We start from the raw sequence: 17,968 nt of genomic DNA on the forward strand, positions 1-17,968 counted from the left end.
CCATGACCACGTCCGCGACTTCCCTCCACAGGAGCAAGCTTCGCTCGTTCGGTTTGGCGTCGATCCTGGCGCTCGCCTCCGCGATGGTCGTGTCTGCGCCCGGGTGTCTCGATCAGCAGGGCTCCAGCCCTTCGAACGAGTGCACGGCGGGACAAACCGACGCCACCACGCCCGACGATTGCGTGCGCAAAGAATGCCAGGGTGGGAAGTTCGTCACGGTCGCGGCCGATACGGAGGTCCCGGACGACGCGAATCCCTGCACGCAGGACACTTGCTCGGACGGCGCGCCGCAGCACGCCGCGGTGAACGGGACGATGTGCCAGCTCGGCGGGGGCATGGGCCAGTGTGTGTCCGGGCAATGCGAGATCCCGTGTAATGACTCGGCGGAGTGCGACGACAAGAACAAGTGCACGGCCGACGCGTGTGTCGGCAAGGTCTGCATGTTCACGCCGGTCACCCAGGCGGATCCCGACGACGGGAATCCGTGTACGACCGATGCGTGCGCGGACGGCAAGGAGAGCCACGTGCCGGCGCCCGGCGCGCCCTGCGGGACGAACGGCACGTGCAACGACATGGGCGTCTGCATCGGCTGCGCCAGCGAGACGGATTGCCCCGTCGACGATTTTTGCAGCGACTGGGCGTGCACCGAAAAGCAATGCGTCGCGACGCCGCGCAATGAGGGGATGGATCTCCCCATGAGCGATCAGTCGAGCGGCGACTGCAAGAAGAAGGTCTGCCAGGGTGGGCAGATCGCGACGATCGCGGATGCGGGGGATCCCTTCGACGACGGCAACGTTTGCACGTCCGACCAGTGCAACGACATGATGGCCCCGGTGAACCCCCCGCTTCCGGCGCTCTCGCCCTGCGCGACGCAGGACAACCCGACGGGGATGGGCAAGTGCGACGGCGTCTCCGTTTGCCTCGGGTGCACGCAGACCTCGGAATGCGGCGGCGCGAGCTACGACTTCACGTGCGACACGACCGTCAACATCTGCTTCAGCTGTGAAGACGGCACGAAGAACGGCACCGAGACGGACATCGACTGCGGCGGCGAGTGCATCGAGAGATGCACGCTGGGCCAGGCGTGCAAGTCGCCGAGCGACTGCGACGAGAGTTGCGACAACGGTGTCTGCGTGAGCTGCTTCGATGGCGCGAAGAACGGCGGCGAGGGCGACGTCGACTGCGGCGGATTGTGCGTGCTGAAGTGCGCGGTGGGCGCCACCTGCAACGTGGGGGAGGATTGCTTCAACGGCGTCTGCAACGCCGGCATGTGCGTGGCTCCTGCCTGCGATGATGGGGTCAAGAACGGCACCGAGTCGGACGAGGATTGCGGGGGATCCTGTTCGACCAAGTGCGCTGCAGGCCAGATGTGCACGAAGAACGGCGATTGCGCTTCCAATAGCTGTGGTGGCAACAAGCTCTGCAACTGATGCCACGTATCCACGGAGACCGTCATCATGTCCCGCCCCCGCCTCCTTTCCGCCCTGCTCGCCACGGCCTTCGTGGCGTCCGCCCTCGTGCAGGCTGCTTCCTGCGCGCTCGACACCGAAGGTTCGAAGCCCACGCAGACCACGAAGCCCTGCGAGTCCGCCGCCAATTGCGACGACGGTAGCTCCTGTACCGTCGACACGTGCAGCGACGAGAAGATCTGCGTCCACACGCCGGTCGCCGATGGGCCGAACCCGGCCCAGACCGTCGGCGATTGCCAGCGGATCGATTGCGCGGCCGGCCAGGAGGTCACCGTCACCGACGACGCGGACATCCCCGACGACAACGAGCCCTGCACGAACGACGCCTGCCAGGGCGGCGTGCCGAGCAACACGGACACGCCCGACGGGGGCGTGTGCCAGCGCGGAAACGAGAGCGGCACGTGCCAGGACGGCGTCTGCCAGATCTCCTGCGACGCGCAGAACCCGTGCGACGACGGCAACGCCTGCACGGACGATTTCTGCAACTTCGCCACGAGCACCTGCGTCTTCACGAACCTCGACGGCCTGCCCACCCCGGGCGCCACGCAGAAGCCCGGCGATTGCAAGCAGAAGCTCTGCGTCAATGGCAAGGACACGGACGTCACCGACGACACGGACGTGCCGGTCGACGTGAATCCCTGCACGGAGAACGTCTGCACGAACGGCATGCCGTCGAACCCGAACACCACATCCGGCACGTTCTGCGAGCCGGGCAAGCCCGAGGTCTGCGACGGTAACGGTGCGTGCGTCGAATGCACGTTGGCGGAGCACTGCGTCGGCATCGTCGAGACCGATTGCACGAAGCGGAGCTGCATCGAGAACAAGTGCATCCCGAACTACCTCGGCAACGAGACCACCGCGGGCGCGGCCTCGCAGACGCCGAACGACTGCAAGCTGTCGGTGTGCAACGGGATCGACGGCAGCATCGTCGCCATCAACGACGATAACGACAAGCCGAACGACAACAACCCCTGCACGGTCGACGCTTGCTTGAACGGCATGCCGGCGTACACGAACGCGGCCGCGAACACGAGCTGCGGCGGCATGAACGTGTGCAACGCGACGGGGCAATGCGTCGGCTGCAACAGCCCGACCCAGTGCCCCGGCACGGACGATTTCTGCAAGACGCGCACGTGCGACAACAACGTCTGCGGGTTCTCGTACAAGAACGACGGCACGGTGACACCGGACGGGCAGACCGCGATGGATTGCAAGGTCCAGGTCTGCGATGGCGCGGGCAACTTCGTGATCCGGCCCGATGTGGCGGACATCGGCGACGACGGCAATCCGTGCACGAAGAACCAGTGCACCGCGCAGGGCAATCCCTCGTACCCGAACGAGTCGCTCGGCTTCACCTGCAACGTGAACGGCGGCGACGTCTGCAACGGCAACGGCCAGTGCAAGAAGTCGAACGGCAAGAACTGCGCGGCGAACGGCGATTGCGCGGGGAACATCTGCGCCGACGCGATCTGCTGCAACAGCTCGTGCACGAACACGTGCCAGGCCTGCAACGTGGCGGGCAACCTCGGGACGTGCGCGAACGTGCCTTCGGGAATGGATGATTCCCCCACCTGCACCGGCTCGAACACCTGCAATGGCACGGGCCAGTGCAAGAAGGAGGACGGGCAGAGCTGCAACAACAACGGCGAGTGCCTGTCGGGCAGCTGCGTCGACGGCATCTGCTGCGAGAACAGCTGCACGGGGACGTGCAAGTCGTGCAACGTCGCGGGCAACCTCGGCAAGTGCGTGAACACGCCGAGCGGCCAGCCGGACACGGTCGCGTCGACGAAGTGCGAGAACGGCAGCGTCTGCGACGGCGCCGGGACGTGCAAGAAGGCCACGGGGCAGACGTGCGGCAATGGCGGCGAGTGCCTCACGACGTTCTGCAACGACGGTCGTTGCTGCGACGTGAACTGCAATGCGTCGACGTGCAAGGCGTGCAACCTCGCCGGCAGCGAGGGCACGTGCACGAACATCCCCCTCGGGCAGGATGACAACCAGGCCAACACGACCTGCACCGGGACGAACTCGTGCGACGGCATGGGCGCCTGCAAGAAGGACAACGGCCAAACCTGCGGGAACGCCGGCGATTGCGTGTCCGCCACGTGCGCCGACGGCTATTGCTGCAACAGCACGTGCACGAACACCTGCCAGGCCTGCAACGTCTCGGGCAAGCTCGGCACGTGCAGCAACGTCGAAGACGGGCAGGACGACACGAACGGGGCGATGATGTGCTCCGGCGCGGCCGTGTCGTGCGACGGGAACGGCAACTGCAAGAAGGAGCTCGGTCAGTCCTGCGGCATGGCCTCGGAGTGCCGGAGCGGCTTCTGCAACGACGGCGTCTGCTGCAGCGAGGCTTGTACGGACACGTGCAAGGTCTGCAACAACTCCGGGGCGTGCGTCAACGTGGCGAGCGGCTCGGACGATAACAATGCGACGATGACCTGCTCCGGCGCGACCCAGTCCTGCGACAATGGCGTTTGCAAGAAGTCGCTCGGGCAGGCGTGCATGATGGGCTCCAATTGCCTGAGCGGGAACTGCGTCGACGGCGTCTGCTGCGACACGGCCTGCACCGGCACCTGCCAGGCGTGCAACCTCACGGCGGGCACCTGCGACACGGTCCCGCAGAACCAGACCGACGACACCTGCATGGACACCATGGCCTGCGGCATGAGCGGCGCGTGCAAGAAGGCGCCGGGCGAGGACTGCAACAGCAACAACGAATGCGCGAGCAACGATTGCTCTGGCAATCCGAAGAAGTGCCAGATGCCCTGAGCCGTCGGTGAACCGGTGGTCGCCGGCGCGGGGGGACGCCGGCGACCGCACCTCGATGATTCGCGTCCCGGTTGATTCGAACGAACGATTGACGATGTCAAACCGCCCCCGCGTCCTCCCCTCTCTCCTCACCACGCTCCTCTCCGCCGTCCTCGTCGCCCAGATCGCCTCCTGTGGGCTCGATACCAACGGGTCCCTGGCGCCCGAAGACACCAAGGCCTGCGTCGTCAACGCGAACTGCGACGACCAGAACCCTTGCACCGTCGACGTCTGCGGGAACGACGGGACGTGTGTCCTCGTGCCGCTCGAGGACGGTCCCTTGCCGGGACAAACCGCCGGTGATTGCCAGCGGAGCGATTGCGTGGCCGGCGTCCTCACCACGACGAACGACGACGCCGACATCGACGACGACGGCGAGAGCTGCACGGACGACGCGTGCGCGATGGGCGCGCCGGTCCACACGCCGGCGCAGAATGGGACGAGCTGCCTCTTCGGGACCGCGCAGGGGACGTGCAAGGGCGGCGCGTGCGCGGTCGAGTGCAGCGCGCAGAACCCGTGCGACGACGGCAATCCATGCACCGAGGATGCCTGCAATGCGGGCGCGGGCCTCTGCATGTTCACGGACCTCGACGGATTGCCGACGCCGGGGTACGTGCCCGTGGCCGGGGATTGCTCGCAGCACATCTGCGTCGCGGGCGAGGACACGGCCGTCGCCGACGACACGGACGTGCCCGTCGACATGAACACGTGCACGCTCGACGTGTGCACGATGGGCGCGCCGACGAACCCGCCCGTGACCACGGGCGAGCCCTGCGAGCCGGGCAAACCCGAGGTCTGCGACGGCGCGTCGAATTGCGTCGCGTGCAACGAGCCCGCTGATTGCGTGCACCTCCCGCCGGACGACGTCTGCCAGAAGCGCACGTGCGAGAACCACGTCTGCGTGCAGACGTTCGCGCCGGACGGGACCATGTTCGATGGCCAGACGGCCGGCGATTGCATGCGGGTCGTGTGCGACGGCGCGGGCGCGACGAAGGAGATCGTCGACGACACCGACCTGCCGAACGACGACAACGCCTGCACGAAGAACGTCTGCACGAACGGGACGCCGACGTTCCCGAACGAGGCGATCGACACGGCGTGCGGCGCCGGCCTCTACTGCGACGGCGGCGGGAAATGCGTGGGCTGCAACGAGGCCGCGCAATGCGAAGGCACCGACGACTTCTGCAAGGTCCGCACGTGCATCGACAACCAGTGCGGGTGGAGCTACACGCCCGAGGGCACGGATCTGCCGGACGGGCAGATGGCCCTCGATTGCAAGGTCATCGAGTGTGACGGCCAGGGCGACATCGTCACGTCGACCGACACGACCGACAAACCCGTCGACGGCAACGACTGCACCGACGACGTGTGCAGCCAGGCCGGCGTGCCGTCGAACCCGAACCTGCCCGTCAACGCCGCGTGCAATCAGAACGGCGGCACGGTGTGCAACGGCGCGGGCGCGTGCAAGAAGGCCCCCGCGCAGACGTGCGGCGGGGCCGTCGAGTGCCTGAGCGGCCATTGCGTGGACGGCGTCTGCTGCAATGCGGCCTGCAGCGGCACGTGCATGGCGTGCGACGTCGCCGGCAGCGTCGGCACGTGCGCGAACGTGCCCGTCGCGACCGAGGACGCGCCCACCTGCACGGGCACGAACGCCTGCGACGGCGCGGGCACGTGCAAGAGGGACAGCGGCCAGCCGTGCGCGGGCGCCGTCGATTGCGTCAGCGGCTTCTGCGCGGACGGCGTCTGCTGCAACAGCGCTTGCGACGCTGCGTGTTTCGCCTGCGACCTGATGGGCAGCGTGGGCACGTGCGCGCCGCTCGTCTCCGCGGAGGACACGAACCCCACGAACGTCTGCGCGGGGACGCGGTTCTGCGACGCGACGGGCACCTGCAAGGCGAAAGACGGCGGCGCTTGCGGGACCTCCGGCGATTGCCTGAGCGGGCATTGCGTGGACGGCGTCTGCTGCGACACGGATTGCACGGACACGTGCAAGTCTTGCAACCTCGCGGGATCGGCGGGCGTCTGCTCGTTCGTCGCGGATGGACAGGACGACACGGGGACGTGCGCCGGGGCGAACCAGTCCTGTGACGGCGCGGGCGTCTGCAAGAAGGTCGCGGGGGAGCTTTGCGCCGGCGCTGCCGAATGTCTGAGCGAGTTCTGCGTGGACGGCGTTTGCTGCGAAACGGTCTGCGTGGGCATGTGCGAGGCGTGCTCGGCGGCGAAGACGGGCGGCGCGAACGGCGTCTGCAGCCCGATCCCGCTCGGCGGCAACCCGGACGCGGAGTGCCCCTTTGAAAGCGCTTGTAATGGCGCGATGGCCTGTGCCTACGCCATCGGCGAGGGCTGCGCGTTCGATTCGTCCTGCTTGAGCGGGCATTGCGTGGACGGCGTCTGCTGCGACACGGCGTGCGACGGCACCTGCCAGACGTGCAACCTCCCGGGCTCGGCGGGCATTTGCATGAACGTCCCCGCCGGGCAGGACGACGCGGCCACGTGCGCGGGGGCAAACCAATCCTGCGACGGCGCGGGCGCCTGCAAGAAGGAGAACGCGGCGGCCTGCGGCGGCGACGCGGAATGCCTGAGCGGCCATTGCGTGGACGGCGTCTGCTGCGACGACGCCTGCGCGGGCACCTGCGAGGCGTGCTCGGCGGCGAAGAAGGGCAGCGGCGTCGACGGCGTCTGCGAGCCGGTCGCGCTCGGCGCCGATCCGGACATGGAGTGCACGACGCCGGGCACGTGCGACGGCGCGGGCATGTGCATCGGCGAGGCCTGCATGGACGGCACGGACTGCGCGACCGGGAATTGCGCGGACGGCTTTTGCTGCGCGACGGCCTGCGCCGACGATTGCTTCTCCTGCGGGCTCTCTGGCATGGAAGGCCAATGCATGCCAGTCCCGGCGGGCACGACGGACGGGACGTGCGTCGCCGCGGACCTCGAGGTCTGCGACGGCGCGGGCGTGTGCCTCGGCGACGCGGGTTTCGCGTGCAATGGCAACGAGGAGTGCTTCTCGAACGACTGCGTGAACAACGTGTGCGCGCCGTGAGCGAGGTGTCCGAGCTCTGCCCCGCCTGCCCGTTCGTCTCTCCGTGATCTGAACCACCCTTCCGCGCAGTCCCCTCGCCAAGACGTTGCCCAAGGCGCGCGTTCGTCCTAAGCAGCGGCGAACCTCCCGATGTCCCTGCGCGCGCGTCCCTCCCGAAGACCTGCGCTCCTCGGCCTGCTGCTCGCTCTCCCGGGCTGCGGTGACGTCGAGGATCCGCCGGGGCGCGTGCTCGATCGGGCCCCCGCCGGCGCGACGCTCAAGCGCCCCGACAAGCCCGCGGACACCCTCCCCGTCGACAAACGCGCCGAGGAGGAGACCGAGCCGGGCCACGGCGCGAAGATCGGCAGCATCGCGATGCGGACCTGGATCTACGTCGCGCCCGACGATCGCTCGACCAAGCTCGGCTACCTGCGCGCCGGCGCCGTCGTCGATCGTGCCGAGAAGTCCGCCGGCACGAGGCGCTGCGAGGGCGGCTGGTACAGGATCGTGCCGCGCGGCTACGTGTGCGTCGGCAAAGGCGCGACGCTCGCGCTCGACCACCAGGTCATCCAGGCCGCCCTGCGCGGACCCGACCGCGCCGCCACGTTGCCCTACGCCTACGTGATGTCGCGCTCCCCCGCGCCGCATCTCTACTTCCGTCTGCCCACCGACAAGGATCAACGGCGCGTCGAGGGGCCTACCGTGCGCGAGCACGTCCGCCTCGCGATCACGCCGAACGTCCCGCTCGACACCGTGCCCACCTTCCTCGCCGAGGGTCGTGATCTGCCGAAGCCGTACGGCGCCGTCGAGCCGCTCCGCTACACCGTGCACGCAGGCCGCGCGAAGGAGGAGTCGGCCTTCGGGCTCGTCACGGCCTTCGAATGGACAGAGCGCAAGTTCGGCCTGACGACCGAGCTCGACCTGATCCCGCTCGATCGCACGAAGCCCGCGAAGATCAGCGCGCTTCACGGCGTGGTCGTGGACAAACCCGGCGTGCCGGGCATCGTCATCGCGCACGGCGCGACGAAGCTCGTGGAGGGCGCGGACGGGCGGATGCGCGAGAGCGGGATCGCGCCGTGGCGATCGGGCTGGATCCTGACGGGCACCACGAAGGGCGGCGAGCGCGGGTTGTGGGAGACGACCGAGGGGTTCTGGCTGCCCGCCGAGACGATGCTGATCGCGACGCCGCGCGAGGATCCGGTCGGGCACGCGCGCGCGGGCAAGAAGTGGATCGACGTGTCGATCAAGAAGCAGTTCCTCGTGGCGTACGAGGGGACGCGGCCGGTGTTCGCGACGTTCGTGTCGACGGGGCGCGGCGGGATGAGTGATCCCGAGAAGACGACGGCCACCGTGCGCGGGATCTTCTACGTGCACGCGAAGCACGTCTCCGGGACGATGGACGGCGAGGAAGGCTCGGACTCGTTCGATCTACGCGACGTGCCCTACATTCAGTACTTCCACGAGGGCTACGCGCTGCACGGCGCGTACTGGCACGACGAGTTCGGCAAGGCGCGCAGCCACGGCTGCGTGAACCTCGCCCCCGCCGACGCGAAATGGCTCTTCGACTGGACCGATCCCGTCGTCCCCCCCGAATGGCACGGCGCCGTCAACCTCGAAGGCGGAACCCTCGTATGGACCCACGGCGGTTGATACGAGGTTCTAGAACGTAAAACGGGCCGACGCGCCAAACGGTCCGAGGGAGACGACGGCGGCCGGCTCGCGGGAACGTTCGACCTGTCCGAGGACGAACACGGGGATGCCCGCGACGAACATGGCGCCGCCGATGCCCATGAGCACGGTCGGAAAGACCCAGGACGACTTCGCGCAGGGGACACACGCGGCGCGATCGGCGTTTTCGTTCGCGACGTAGAGCCCAGCGCCGAGGCCGGTGACGACCGCGCCGCTCACCATCAAGGCGATGCCGGAGGTGATCTTCGTGCGGCCCGGGCTCGGCGGGGGCTCGAGCGCGCTCGCCGCGCGGGAAGGGAACGAGGAGACCACGAACCCGAGCGCCGCGGCGAGGGCCACGCGCCGCGCGCCCGCGCCGGACCTCTCTCGAGGGCGGGACGAGGCGCGCGCCGCGCGTGGACGGTTCACTGGCAGTCCGCAGGCGCGCCGGCACCCTTCAGCATGCCGCGCACCGCGGAGAGCGCCTGCCGACCCTGCGGCGAGTTGACGAGGCCGTCACACATGCCGGCGGCGGCCAGGTACGAGCCCTTCTGATCGAGGGGCGCCGAGTTCGCGTTCTGCCGGAGCGCGTTGCAGCACTTGCGGATGCCCGTCGGATCGCCCGTGCCCACGACCTTCTTGCCCGCGTCCGCGTCCTCGCCGGCGTCCGAGGCGTCCGAGCCTGCGTCCTCCTCGACCACGAGCGGCGTCGGCGTCGGGGCCGGCGTCGGCGCCGGGGCGGCCGTCTGCACGGGCGGCGGGGTTTCTTCTTCCTTGTTGCCGCAGCCATTGGCCACGAGGACCAGAGCGAAGGGCAGCACGGCAGCGCAGAGAGCGGTGATGTAGCGCGTGTGGTTCATGTTGTACCTGGAAGTATCCCGGTCGCTCGGACCTGGCGAACTTTTTTGGCGTCCGTCCGCCGAACGATGTTTGGACGAAACCTCATGGGACCGCAAGAGGCAGGTGAGTCTCGAACGTGCCCGACGTACCAGCGTCGTGGACGATCTGTCCCCATGCACGGGAGCGGGGGCGGGAGCGGGGGCGCATGTGCAGGTGCGCGCGAAAGTCAAGCGCACGTGTCGGGGGGCGGGTGAGGGAGGGGGCCCGCTCGGGGATGGCAAGCTCACCCATCGCGCAGGGCCATGTCGAAGGTCTCTCTCGATGCTGCAGATGGCCCGTACGACCGAGTACGATCGGGCGGATCGACCCGGCGCCTCAGGGCTGCCGGCACTCCGCAGGGACCGTGCAGGGGCCGCTCGGGCTCTCGCAGTTCTCGCGTGCGCGAGCGAACTGCGCCGACACCTCGGGGTCGTCGATCTGCGCTTGGCAATCCGAGGGGCGCGGCTCTTCGGCCATGCAGAGCGCGACCACCTGGGCTTCGTGGACCTCTCCCTTGGACTCGACGTTCTGGCACAGGCCGGCGGAGCACGCGTACTTGGCGTTCGGCAATTGCGGGCACTCGTCGTCCGAGTCGCACACGACGAACCTGCACAGCGACCCATTGGTGAACCACGAGCGGCCGTCGTCCATCCCGACAACCGAGCAGACCTCGAAGAAGTTACCCCAGAGATACGAATAAAAAACCTTGCTGTCGTTGCACTGCGCCGGCGGCGGCGCATCGACGGGCTCTACCGTGCAAGTGGCGAGAGAGCACGTCCACGAGAACGTCGCGCCTGTCGTGTCCCGTAGGACGTCGGGGTTGGAGTCCCCGCAGGAGACATTCAGCGCGGCGGAGAGTGTGCCCAGCAGCCACGCCCACCTGGGCGAACCGTGTCCGCTCGAACGTGTCGACATGTTGCCGTTCATACGGCCTTCGACGGGATGTTGTGTCAAGAGCGAGCACGAATCTGCGCGCTGGCGCAGCCGGCTTCCCCGGACAACCCGCGCATCGGCTCTCTCGAACCGTGTCATTGCGGCATCTCGATCAGCGCTCCTCTCCGCGAGATGCGAGCCACGCTTGGACGCTGTCCATCGCCGAAGCGGAGCGTGGGGTAGCCCGATTCCACCGTGATCGCACGTACGGAACGGGTCACGGGGACCTTCGCGACGAGCTCCGTGGTGCCCTCGGGCCCGTCCCTCGTGAGGACGGACGCCTTCACGAACTCCCCCATGTCGTTCCGCTTGAGCTCATGCAGGATGAACCCGCCCCAACGCCAGGGAGCCAGGATGGCACGGCGGACCGGCACGACCTTGCCCTTTGCGTCGAGCGTGAACCACGTCTCGGCGGGTTTTTGATCGGCAACGGCGGCGAGGACGACCCCGTCGGCGCGCACGAATGCGCGCTCCACCGAACCCTTCATCGGCACGTCGACGAAGGTTTTTCCTCCGTCCTTGGATCGCACGAGCACGCCGCCCCGGGCCGCGACGACGAACTGGCCCGCAGCGTCGAAGAGCCGGTCGATTCCGACCGCGGGCGTCAGTTTTCCCGCGACGAGGTCGTCGACGCTCGCGGCACGCAATGGCGCGTGGCCAGCGTCCTCGGCGAAGACCTCGCCGCTCGTGACCACGCCGACGAAGCGTATGCCTTTCGGGACGAGGCCGCGGACGCCGTCCTTCGTGATCACGAGGCGGCCCACGCGCGATTGGAGCACGATGGCGCCGGGCTCGATGGCGTCGGCGCTCGGTGCGCCGAGAATCGGGTCGATCATACGCGCGACGCCGCGCACGGCAGGCGAGGCTTCCCAGAGCTCGAACGGCTTGCTTTCGCGCTCGAGCCAGGGCGCCGCCTCTGCCGCGCGCTCGATGCGGATGGGCGCGTCGAGATCGGGCGGCGGGGCCAGTTGGGCCGAAGCCGCGGGGGGCGGCACGTGCACGACGGCGGGCGTGGCGCGCGGAGGCGGAGGAGGTGGCGACACCGGGGGCGTCGAGCCGCAGGCGACGAGCAGCACTGCGAGGATTGAGGATACGTGCAGGGGGCGGTGGCGCACGGGCCGGAAGATTGCACGGACGCACCGGTTTGCCACGGTTTTTCGGGAACGACGGTGGAGGGGCGATGGGGTGTCGCGTGATGACGAGGAGTCGAGGGGTGCACGATTCTGCTGCGAGAGCAAGGGGGGCCGGGGGCGGGAGCGGCCGTGGAAGCCTCGTTCAATGGTGGACTTCCAGGACGATGATGGGGGCCTCGCCGCCGGGAGCGGTCCATTCGGACGCCCGGTAAGCCATGCCGTCCGGGAAATCGCCGGGATGCATCGCGTCCGCTTCGGCGAGGTGCAGATTGCCGTCGCGTTTCCAGAAATCGAATCGTTCGGCGGGTGGGATCCACCGCAGCCGGTGGCCGACATCGGCGACCACGAACCGGACGGGACCACGGCGCAGGAGCTCACGAATGGCTTCTCGGTCGAGCGTACGAAGGCGTGTCGCGGGGAGCGCACCTTCGTCCGTCCAGAGCTCCTCGACCGGTATTCGGGTCACGACTTTGCCGTGGCGCATCGCCTCCTCCATCTCTGCTGCCATTCGAGGCCCGGGCGAGCTCCGATCAGGGCGGGGGGGCTCGCCGGCGAGGCAGGTAGCGGAGTCGGAGACGGAGGCGGAAGCCGACGCGGGAGCGGGAGCGGATGCGGGGGCGAGAGCGGGAACGGAGGCCACGCCCACCCTGTGACGACGAGGGAATCCCCTCTGATTCCGGTGCAACCGGTAGGTCCGCTAGGGGCCTCCCCAAACACCCTACGGGCCACCAACGCTTCGCTTTGGGGCCTCCCCAAAGAGGATCCCGAGCGCCGGGACCTGGCCATGGGGCCTCCCCAAAGGCGATTCCGAGCGCCGGGACTTGGCCATGGGGCCTCCCCAAAGGCGATTCCGAGCGCCGGGACCTGGCCATGGGGCCTCCCCAAAGGCGATTCCGAGCGCCGGGACCTGGCCATGGGGCCTCCCCAAAGACGATCCCGAGCGTCGGGACCTGACGATGGGGCCTGCCCAAAGGCGATTCCGAGCGCCCGGACCTGACGATGGGGCCTCCCCAAAGAGGATTCCGGCCGCCCGGACCTGTCTTTGGGGCCTCCCCGCTCCATTTTGGAGCACCTGGCGCTCCGTTTTGGAGCACCTCAGGAAGAGGGGCGCAAGATGGAGCCGTCTCTCCCGCGCGAGTTGCAGCCGGCATCGCAGCGCCCGAGGTCGTTGCGCCCGAGGTCGTTGCGCCCGAGGTCGCGGCAATGCTACTCGCAGCCGCAGCCGCAGTCATTGAAGAATTGATTTTGCGGCGGGTCGCAGCGAAACTTGATGACCATGCACTTTTTCCTGTCCCCGAGGTATCTGCGGTGCGGCTCTTTGGCTGGGTCGCACTCGCTGGTCGCGGGGGCCGGCGTGCCTGCTGGACTCGTGGGCGCGGTCGGCTGATCCCCGACCGTCGTGGTGGGCTGCGGCTCGGGCGCCTGGGCTGGCTGCGGGTCGGACGATGGCTGCGCGCTGACGGACGTCGGTGACGTCTCGAGCGCATCGGGCGTGGAGGGCGTCTGGTCGCCGGGCCCTGCTGCCTGCGCGCCGCAAGCGCCGGCCGCCGACACGGCGAGGAGCGCGAAGACGGCGTACATGGGCGAACGTCGGCAAGGGGAGGGCAAGCTCTTCTTCATTCGAGACCTCGATTTATCCGCGCGCCTCGGGGCGCTCCGCAGGAGCTCAGCGTACAACATCCCGCGCCCCCCGCTCCCCAGACCAAGACCCCCGGCTCGGAAAAACGCGAATGCGTCGTCGTCGGCGCTGACGCGGGGCCCCCGGCAAGCTAGGGTCACAGCGCCGTGACCATCGTCCAGATCCGCAAGAGCGCCCATGCGTCGGGGCGTGATCTCCGCCGTTTCCTGCCCACGACCCGCGCCGAGATGCAGGCCCGCGGCTGGGACGAGCTCGACGTCCTGCTCGTGAACGGCGACGCCTACGTGGATCACCCCGCGTTCGGCGCGGCCCTGATCGGCCGCTTCCTCGAAGCGCGTGGCTTCCGCGTGGGGATCGTCTCGCAGCCGGACTGGCGTACGACGGACGACCTCCTGCGCATGGGGCCGCCGCGGCTCTTCGTGGGCATCACGGCCGGCAACATGGACAGCATGTTGAACAAGCTCACGGCGCAGAAGAAGATCCGGAGCGAGGACCAGTACTCGCCGGGCGGGCGCACGGGGCTCCGGCCGAACCGCGCCACGATCGTGTACGGCAACCTCTGCCGCCGCGCCTTCCCGGGCGTGCCGCTCGTGCTCGGCGGGATCGAGGCGTCGCTCCGGCGTATCGCCCACTACGACTACTGGTCGGACCAGGTGCGCCGGAGCGTGCTGCTCGACGCGAAGGCGGACCTCCTGATCTTCGGCATGGGCGAGCGGCCGGTCTGGGAGGTCGCCGAGCGGCTGCGGCGGGGCGAGACGATCCGCGACCTCCGCGACGTGCGGGGCACGGCGTACGTCCGGCGAAAAGGCGAATGGGAAGACATCGAGCCGAGCCGGTTCGTCAGCGACGGCAAGGTGGTGATCCTGCCGAGCTACGAGGAGGCGGCGCGGGACAAGGAGGCGTTCGCCGAGATGAGCCGGCGCTTCCAGTACGAGACGAACCCGGGCAACGGGCGGCCGCTCGTGCAGCCGCACGGCGAGGAGGCGGTGTATTTCAATCCGCCCGCCATCCCGCTCGAGACGAAGGACATGGACGAGCTCTACGACCTGCCCTTCGCGCGCGCGGCCCATTACAGCTACAGCGAGCCGATCCCGGCGTTCGAGACGGTGAAGCATTCGATCGTGACGATGCGCGGCTGCTTCGGGGGCTGCACGTTCTGCTCGATCACGGAGCACGAGGGCCGGGTCATCCAGTCGCGCTCGGCCGAGAGCATCCTGAAGGAGATCCGCGCGCTTCGCCGAATGGATGATTTCCGCGGCTCCATCTCGGACCTCGGCGGCCCCACGGCCAACATGTACATGATGAAATGCAAGGACCCGGGGATCGAGAGCAAATGCCGCAGGCTCTCGTGCGTGCACCCCGGGGTCTGCGAGAACCTCGAGACGGATCACGAGCCGCTGCTCGATCTGATGCGGGCCGTGCGCGAGAGCGAGGGCGTGAAGAAGGTCTTCATCGCCTCGGGCATCCGCTACGACCTCGCCGAGCGCTCGCCCGAGTTCATCGAGGAGCTCGCGAAATGGCACGTGGGCGGCCAGCTCTCCGTCGCGCCCGAGCACTCGAAGAAGGACGTGCTCGACAAGATGAAGAAGCCCGGCATCGAGAGCTACGAGCGCTTCGCCGAGCAATTCCAGTGCGCGAGCGAAGAGGCGGGGAAGAACCAGTTCCTCGTGCCGTACTTCATCTCGGGTCACCCGGGATCGACGCTCAAGGACATGGTGGACCTCGCGCTCTGGCTCAAGAAAAAGGGAATGCGTCCGCGCCAGGTGCAGGATTTCATTCCGACGCCGATGTCGATGGCGACGTGCATGTATTACACGGGCCTCGATCCCTTCACGAAGGCGCCGGTGTACACGGCCAAGGAGATGCACGAAAAGCGGCTCCAGAAGGCGCTGTTGCTCTACTGGGATCCGGCCCACCACGACGAGGCGCGCGAGGCCTTGATCAAAGCGGGGCGAGGGGACCTCATCGGGTCGAAGCCGCATTGCCTGGTGCCGCCCGCCTCCGGGAAGGGCGCGATGCCCATCGCCATGCGGCGCGCCCGCGCCGAGCGTTGCAAGTCGAAGGGGCGGAAGCCGCACGAGGTGCGGCGCTAGTCGCACGAGGGGCCCCTTGCAGATCCGTTCGTTCAAGCTGCGCGTGGCGGATCGCCACGTGCGCGTGGTGCCGAAGACGGATGCCGAGGGGTGCCCGTTCTCGGGGCCCGGGGTGGACCTGCGCGGGGAGCGGGCCGCGCAGGCCCTCGCCGCGGCGGGGCCGCTCTTCGAGGCGCTCGCGTCGTTCGAGCCCGGCGTCGTGATCCGCTCGCTGTCCTTCGACTTCGAGCGGGAGCGGCTCCTCGCGACGCTGGAGCCGACCACCCCGGACGCCGATCCACGTCCGCGGGTGGTGCGCATCGACGGGGGTCCGGCGTTACGATCCCTCTTGCCATGCGCGACGGCGCTGGCGACATCCCTCTCCGAGCTCGCCAAGCCGGTGCTGGCGGAGCGCCCGAAGGATCCCGTCGAGGAGTAAGGAAGAGCGATGACGGAGGCGCTGGCGGCGACGCCCGAGAAGACGGACCCAGCGCGCGCCTGGGACGATCTCGGTCGGCTTCTGCATCGGCGCCTGATCCTGATCTACCTCACGGCCTCCATCGCCGCGACGGGCACCGGCGCGCTCTTCTTCCTGTTCGGCCTCGACTTCAGCGCCTACCAGAAGCAGCTCGTGCTCGGCCTGCTCGCGCCGCTGGCCGCGCTTCCGCAGGTGTTCGCCGATATCTCGGTGATCGGGCGGCACGTGGCGCCGATCCGCGCGTTCTTCGCGGCGCTGCCAGGGCCTTCGGCGCGATCGCTCGCGGCGCCGGCGCTCGCGCGCGCCTTGAATCTGCCGCTCTACACGGCCGCGCGCGTGTTGTTCCTGCACGCGCCGATCCTGGCCGTGTCGCTCACGGTGGCCTGCTCGCTCGCGAACGCGTGGCTCGGGCTGGGCCTGGCGCCGTGGCAGTTCGCCCTCGTCTACGCGACGATCGTGGTCTTCGCCTCGGGTCACGCGATCTACGAGTATCTCGCCGTGAAGTCAGCCGTGAAGCCCGTGCTCCCGCACATCCGCGCGCACGTGGACGAGGCCGCGCGCGACGAGGTGCCGCGGGTGCTTCCGCTCAAGATGCGGTTGCAGTTGCTCTTGGTGTTCGCGTTCGTCGCGTGCGTGCCGCTCGCAGCGCTCGGGTTCACGGTGATGCTCAAGCTCGGTCGTCTGCTCGAGCGCGTGGGGATGCACGAAGCCGCGTCGATCGAGGGGCCACTCGAAGTGTGGGTGCTGCTGCTGGTGGTCGGCGGATCGAGCGTGGCGCTCTTCCTCGCGAAGATGCTCTCGCGCGACATCGCGTCCTCGGCCGAGGGGCTGGTCGAGGCGATGCAGCGCGTGGAGCGAGGCGAGGTGTCCGCAGAGCTCGTGGTGGCCTCGACGGACGAGTTCGCCGAGGCATACCGCGGGTTCAACCGGATGACGCACGGTCTCGTGGAGCGCGAGCGGCTGCGCGACGCGTTCGGCCGGTACGTCGCGCCCGAGCTCGCCGAGGAGGTGATGAAGCACGGGGTGTCCATGGGCGGGAGCCTGGTGCGCGCGACGGTGATCTTCGCCGACATCCGCGGCTTCACGTCGCTGTCGGAGGCAATGTCGCCGGTGGAGGTCGTGAGCCTCCTGAACCGCTACTTCGCCGCAGTGAGCCCGCCGATCCGCGCCGAGGGCGGTTTCATCAACAAGTTCGGCGGTGACAGTCTGCTCGCAGTGTTCGGCGCGCCCGTGCCAGCGTCGGATCACGCCGAACGAGCAGCCCGCGCAGCCCTCGGAGTGCGCACAGCGCTCGCCCGCTTCAACGAGCGCGAGGTGGCCGAGGGGCGAGCCGTGCTGCGCATCGGGATCGGCGTGCACACGGGCGAGATGGTGGCCGGCAGCGTGGGGAGCCCCGATCGAATGGAGTACACGGTAATCGGCGACGTCGTGAACGTGGCAGCCCGGATCGAGGGTCTCACGAAGGAGCTCGGGACGGACATCCTCCTCAGCGAAGCAGCCTACGAGCGAGCAAAGGACATCATCCCAGCGCAGCCGATGCCGAAGGTAGCGGTACGCGGCAAGGCCGAGCCGATCGTAGTGTACGCGGTCGTCGACCCAGCCTGACCGGACCGGGGTTTCACCCCGGACCCCGACCAGGGGTTGTCCACCCCTGGACCCGGACCAGCGCAAGCGCTGGACTCGGGGTCGATGAACTGCGCGATGCGCAGTTCATCGAACAGAGGCCGTCTTGGCTGGCGACGTCGTCGCCGGTCTTGCCCCGGACCCGTCCGAGAAACCGCGCATCGCGCGGTTTCTCGGCCTTCGGTCCAGGCCGTGCCTGGTCCGGGGTGCAGGGGGCGGACAGCCCCCTGCTGGGGTG

The 17,968-nt window shown here is 68.6% G+C and carries 13 protein-coding genes; 7 read left to right on the top strand and 6 right to left on the bottom strand.

Annotated elements, in window-relative coordinates; genetic code table 11:
- Positions 1–2 precede the first annotated feature (2 nt).
- From QHF83_RS20810 to QHF83_RS20825, 4 genes are all read left to right on the top strand, one after another.
- On the top strand, positions 3–1,430 hold the full coding sequence (locus QHF83_RS20810) for a hypothetical protein (protein WP_282419623.1): 1,428 nt from the start codon (positions 3–5) through the stop codon (positions 1,428–1,430).
- 27 nt (positions 1,431–1,457) lie between these two features.
- Positions 1,458–4,244: a hypothetical protein gene (locus tag QHF83_RS20815; RefSeq protein ID WP_282419624.1), complete on the top strand. Its 2,787-nt coding sequence runs from the start codon at positions 1,458–1,460 to the stop codon at positions 4,242–4,244.
- Positions 4,245–4,338: 94 nt separating this feature from the next.
- A complete protein-coding gene (locus QHF83_RS20820; protein WP_282419625.1) occupies positions 4,339–7,326 on the top strand; it encodes a hypothetical protein in 2,988 nt (995 codons plus the stop codon).
- 129 nt (positions 7,327–7,455) lie between these two features.
- A complete protein-coding gene (locus QHF83_RS20825; RefSeq protein WP_282419626.1) occupies positions 7,456–8,955 on the top strand; it encodes a L,D-transpeptidase in 1,500 nt (499 codons plus the stop codon).
- 9 nt (positions 8,956–8,964) lie between these two features.
- Here the strand turns inward: QHF83_RS20825 and QHF83_RS20830 are convergent, their stop codons facing one another.
- From QHF83_RS20830 to QHF83_RS20855, 6 genes are all read right to left on the bottom strand, one after another.
- The gene (locus tag QHF83_RS20830; RefSeq protein WP_282419627.1) at positions 8,965–9,333 is read right to left on the bottom strand and encodes a hypothetical protein; all 369 of its coding nucleotides are present in this window, start codon (positions 9,331–9,333) and stop codon (positions 8,965–8,967) included.
- Between the two features lie 65 nt (positions 9,334–9,398).
- Positions 9,399–9,833 carry an acyltransferase gene (locus QHF83_RS20835; RefSeq protein ID WP_282419628.1) on the bottom strand — a complete coding sequence of 145 codons (435 nt, stop codon included), beginning with the start codon at positions 9,831–9,833 and terminating at the stop codon, positions 9,399–9,401.
- Positions 9,834–10,188: 355 nt separating this feature from the next.
- Positions 10,189–10,767 (bottom strand): hypothetical protein, encoded by a 579-nt coding sequence (locus QHF83_RS20840; RefSeq protein ID WP_282419629.1) that lies wholly within the window; start codon positions 10,765–10,767, stop codon positions 10,189–10,191.
- A gap of 113 nt (positions 10,768–10,880) precedes the next feature.
- The gene (locus QHF83_RS20845; protein ID WP_282419630.1) at positions 10,881–11,900 is read right to left on the bottom strand and encodes a hypothetical protein; all 1,020 of its coding nucleotides are present in this window, start codon (positions 11,898–11,900) and stop codon (positions 10,881–10,883) included.
- Between the two features lie 160 nt (positions 11,901–12,060).
- Entirely contained in the window at positions 12,061–12,402 is a 342-nt protein-coding gene (locus QHF83_RS20850) for a hypothetical protein (RefSeq protein ID WP_282419631.1), read from the bottom strand.
- A gap of 722 nt (positions 12,403–13,124) precedes the next feature.
- Positions 13,125–13,499: a hypothetical protein gene (locus QHF83_RS20855; protein WP_282419632.1), complete on the bottom strand. Its 375-nt coding sequence runs from the start codon at positions 13,497–13,499 to the stop codon at positions 13,125–13,127.
- Positions 13,500–13,703: 204 nt separating this feature from the next.
- On the opposite strand from QHF83_RS20855, the gene QHF83_RS20860 reads away from it, so the two are divergent.
- From QHF83_RS20860 to QHF83_RS20870, 3 genes are read left to right on the top strand one after another with little or no spacing between them, the layout of a single operon-like run.
- Positions 13,704–15,650, top strand: coding sequence for a YgiQ family radical SAM protein (locus QHF83_RS20860; RefSeq protein ID WP_282419633.1), 1,947 nt, complete (start codon positions 13,704–13,706; stop codon positions 15,648–15,650).
- A gap of 16 nt (positions 15,651–15,666) precedes the next feature.
- Positions 15,667–16,068, top strand: a complete 402-nt coding sequence (locus QHF83_RS20865) for a hypothetical protein (protein WP_282419634.1) — start codon at positions 15,667–15,669, stop codon at positions 16,066–16,068.
- 9 nt (positions 16,069–16,077) lie between these two features.
- Positions 16,078–17,712: an adenylate/guanylate cyclase domain-containing protein gene (locus QHF83_RS20870; RefSeq protein WP_282419635.1), complete on the top strand. Its 1,635-nt coding sequence runs from the start codon at positions 16,078–16,080 to the stop codon at positions 17,710–17,712.
- Positions 17,713–17,968 lie beyond the last annotated feature (256 nt).

This window comes from Polyangium sp. 15x6 (assembly GCF_029960785.1).
Taxonomy (GTDB): domain Bacteria; phylum Myxococcota_A; class Polyangia; order Polyangiales; family Polyangiaceae; genus Polyangium.

Excerpts from the sequence above, each read along its gene's own strand:
- QHF83_RS20850 (WP_282419631.1), bottom strand. The coding sequence starts at position 12,402 with ATGCGCCACGGCAAAGTCGTGACCCGAATACCGGTCGAGGAGCTCTGG.
- QHF83_RS20810 (WP_282419623.1), top strand. The coding sequence starts at position 3 with ATGACCACGTCCGCGACTTCCCTCCACAGGAGCAAGCTTCGCTCGTTC.
- QHF83_RS20820 (WP_282419625.1), top strand. The coding sequence starts at position 4,339 with ATGTCAAACCGCCCCCGCGTCCTCCCCTCTCTCCTCACCACGCTCCTC.
- QHF83_RS20840 (WP_282419629.1), bottom strand. The coding sequence starts at position 10,767 with ATGTCGACACGTTCGAGCGGACACGGTTCGCCCAGGTGGGCGTGGCTG.
- QHF83_RS20835 (WP_282419628.1), bottom strand. The coding sequence starts at position 9,833 with ATGAACCACACGCGCTACATCACCGCTCTCTGCGCTGCCGTGCTGCCC.
- QHF83_RS20855 (WP_282419632.1), bottom strand. The coding sequence starts at position 13,499 with ATGTACGCCGTCTTCGCGCTCCTCGCCGTGTCGGCGGCCGGCGCTTGC.
- QHF83_RS20870 (WP_282419635.1), top strand. The coding sequence starts at position 16,078 with ATGACGGAGGCGCTGGCGGCGACGCCCGAGAAGACGGACCCAGCGCGC.
- QHF83_RS20825 (WP_282419626.1), top strand. The coding sequence starts at position 7,456 with ATGTCCCTGCGCGCGCGTCCCTCCCGAAGACCTGCGCTCCTCGGCCTG.
- QHF83_RS20815 (WP_282419624.1), top strand. The coding sequence starts at position 1,458 with ATGTCCCGCCCCCGCCTCCTTTCCGCCCTGCTCGCCACGGCCTTCGTG.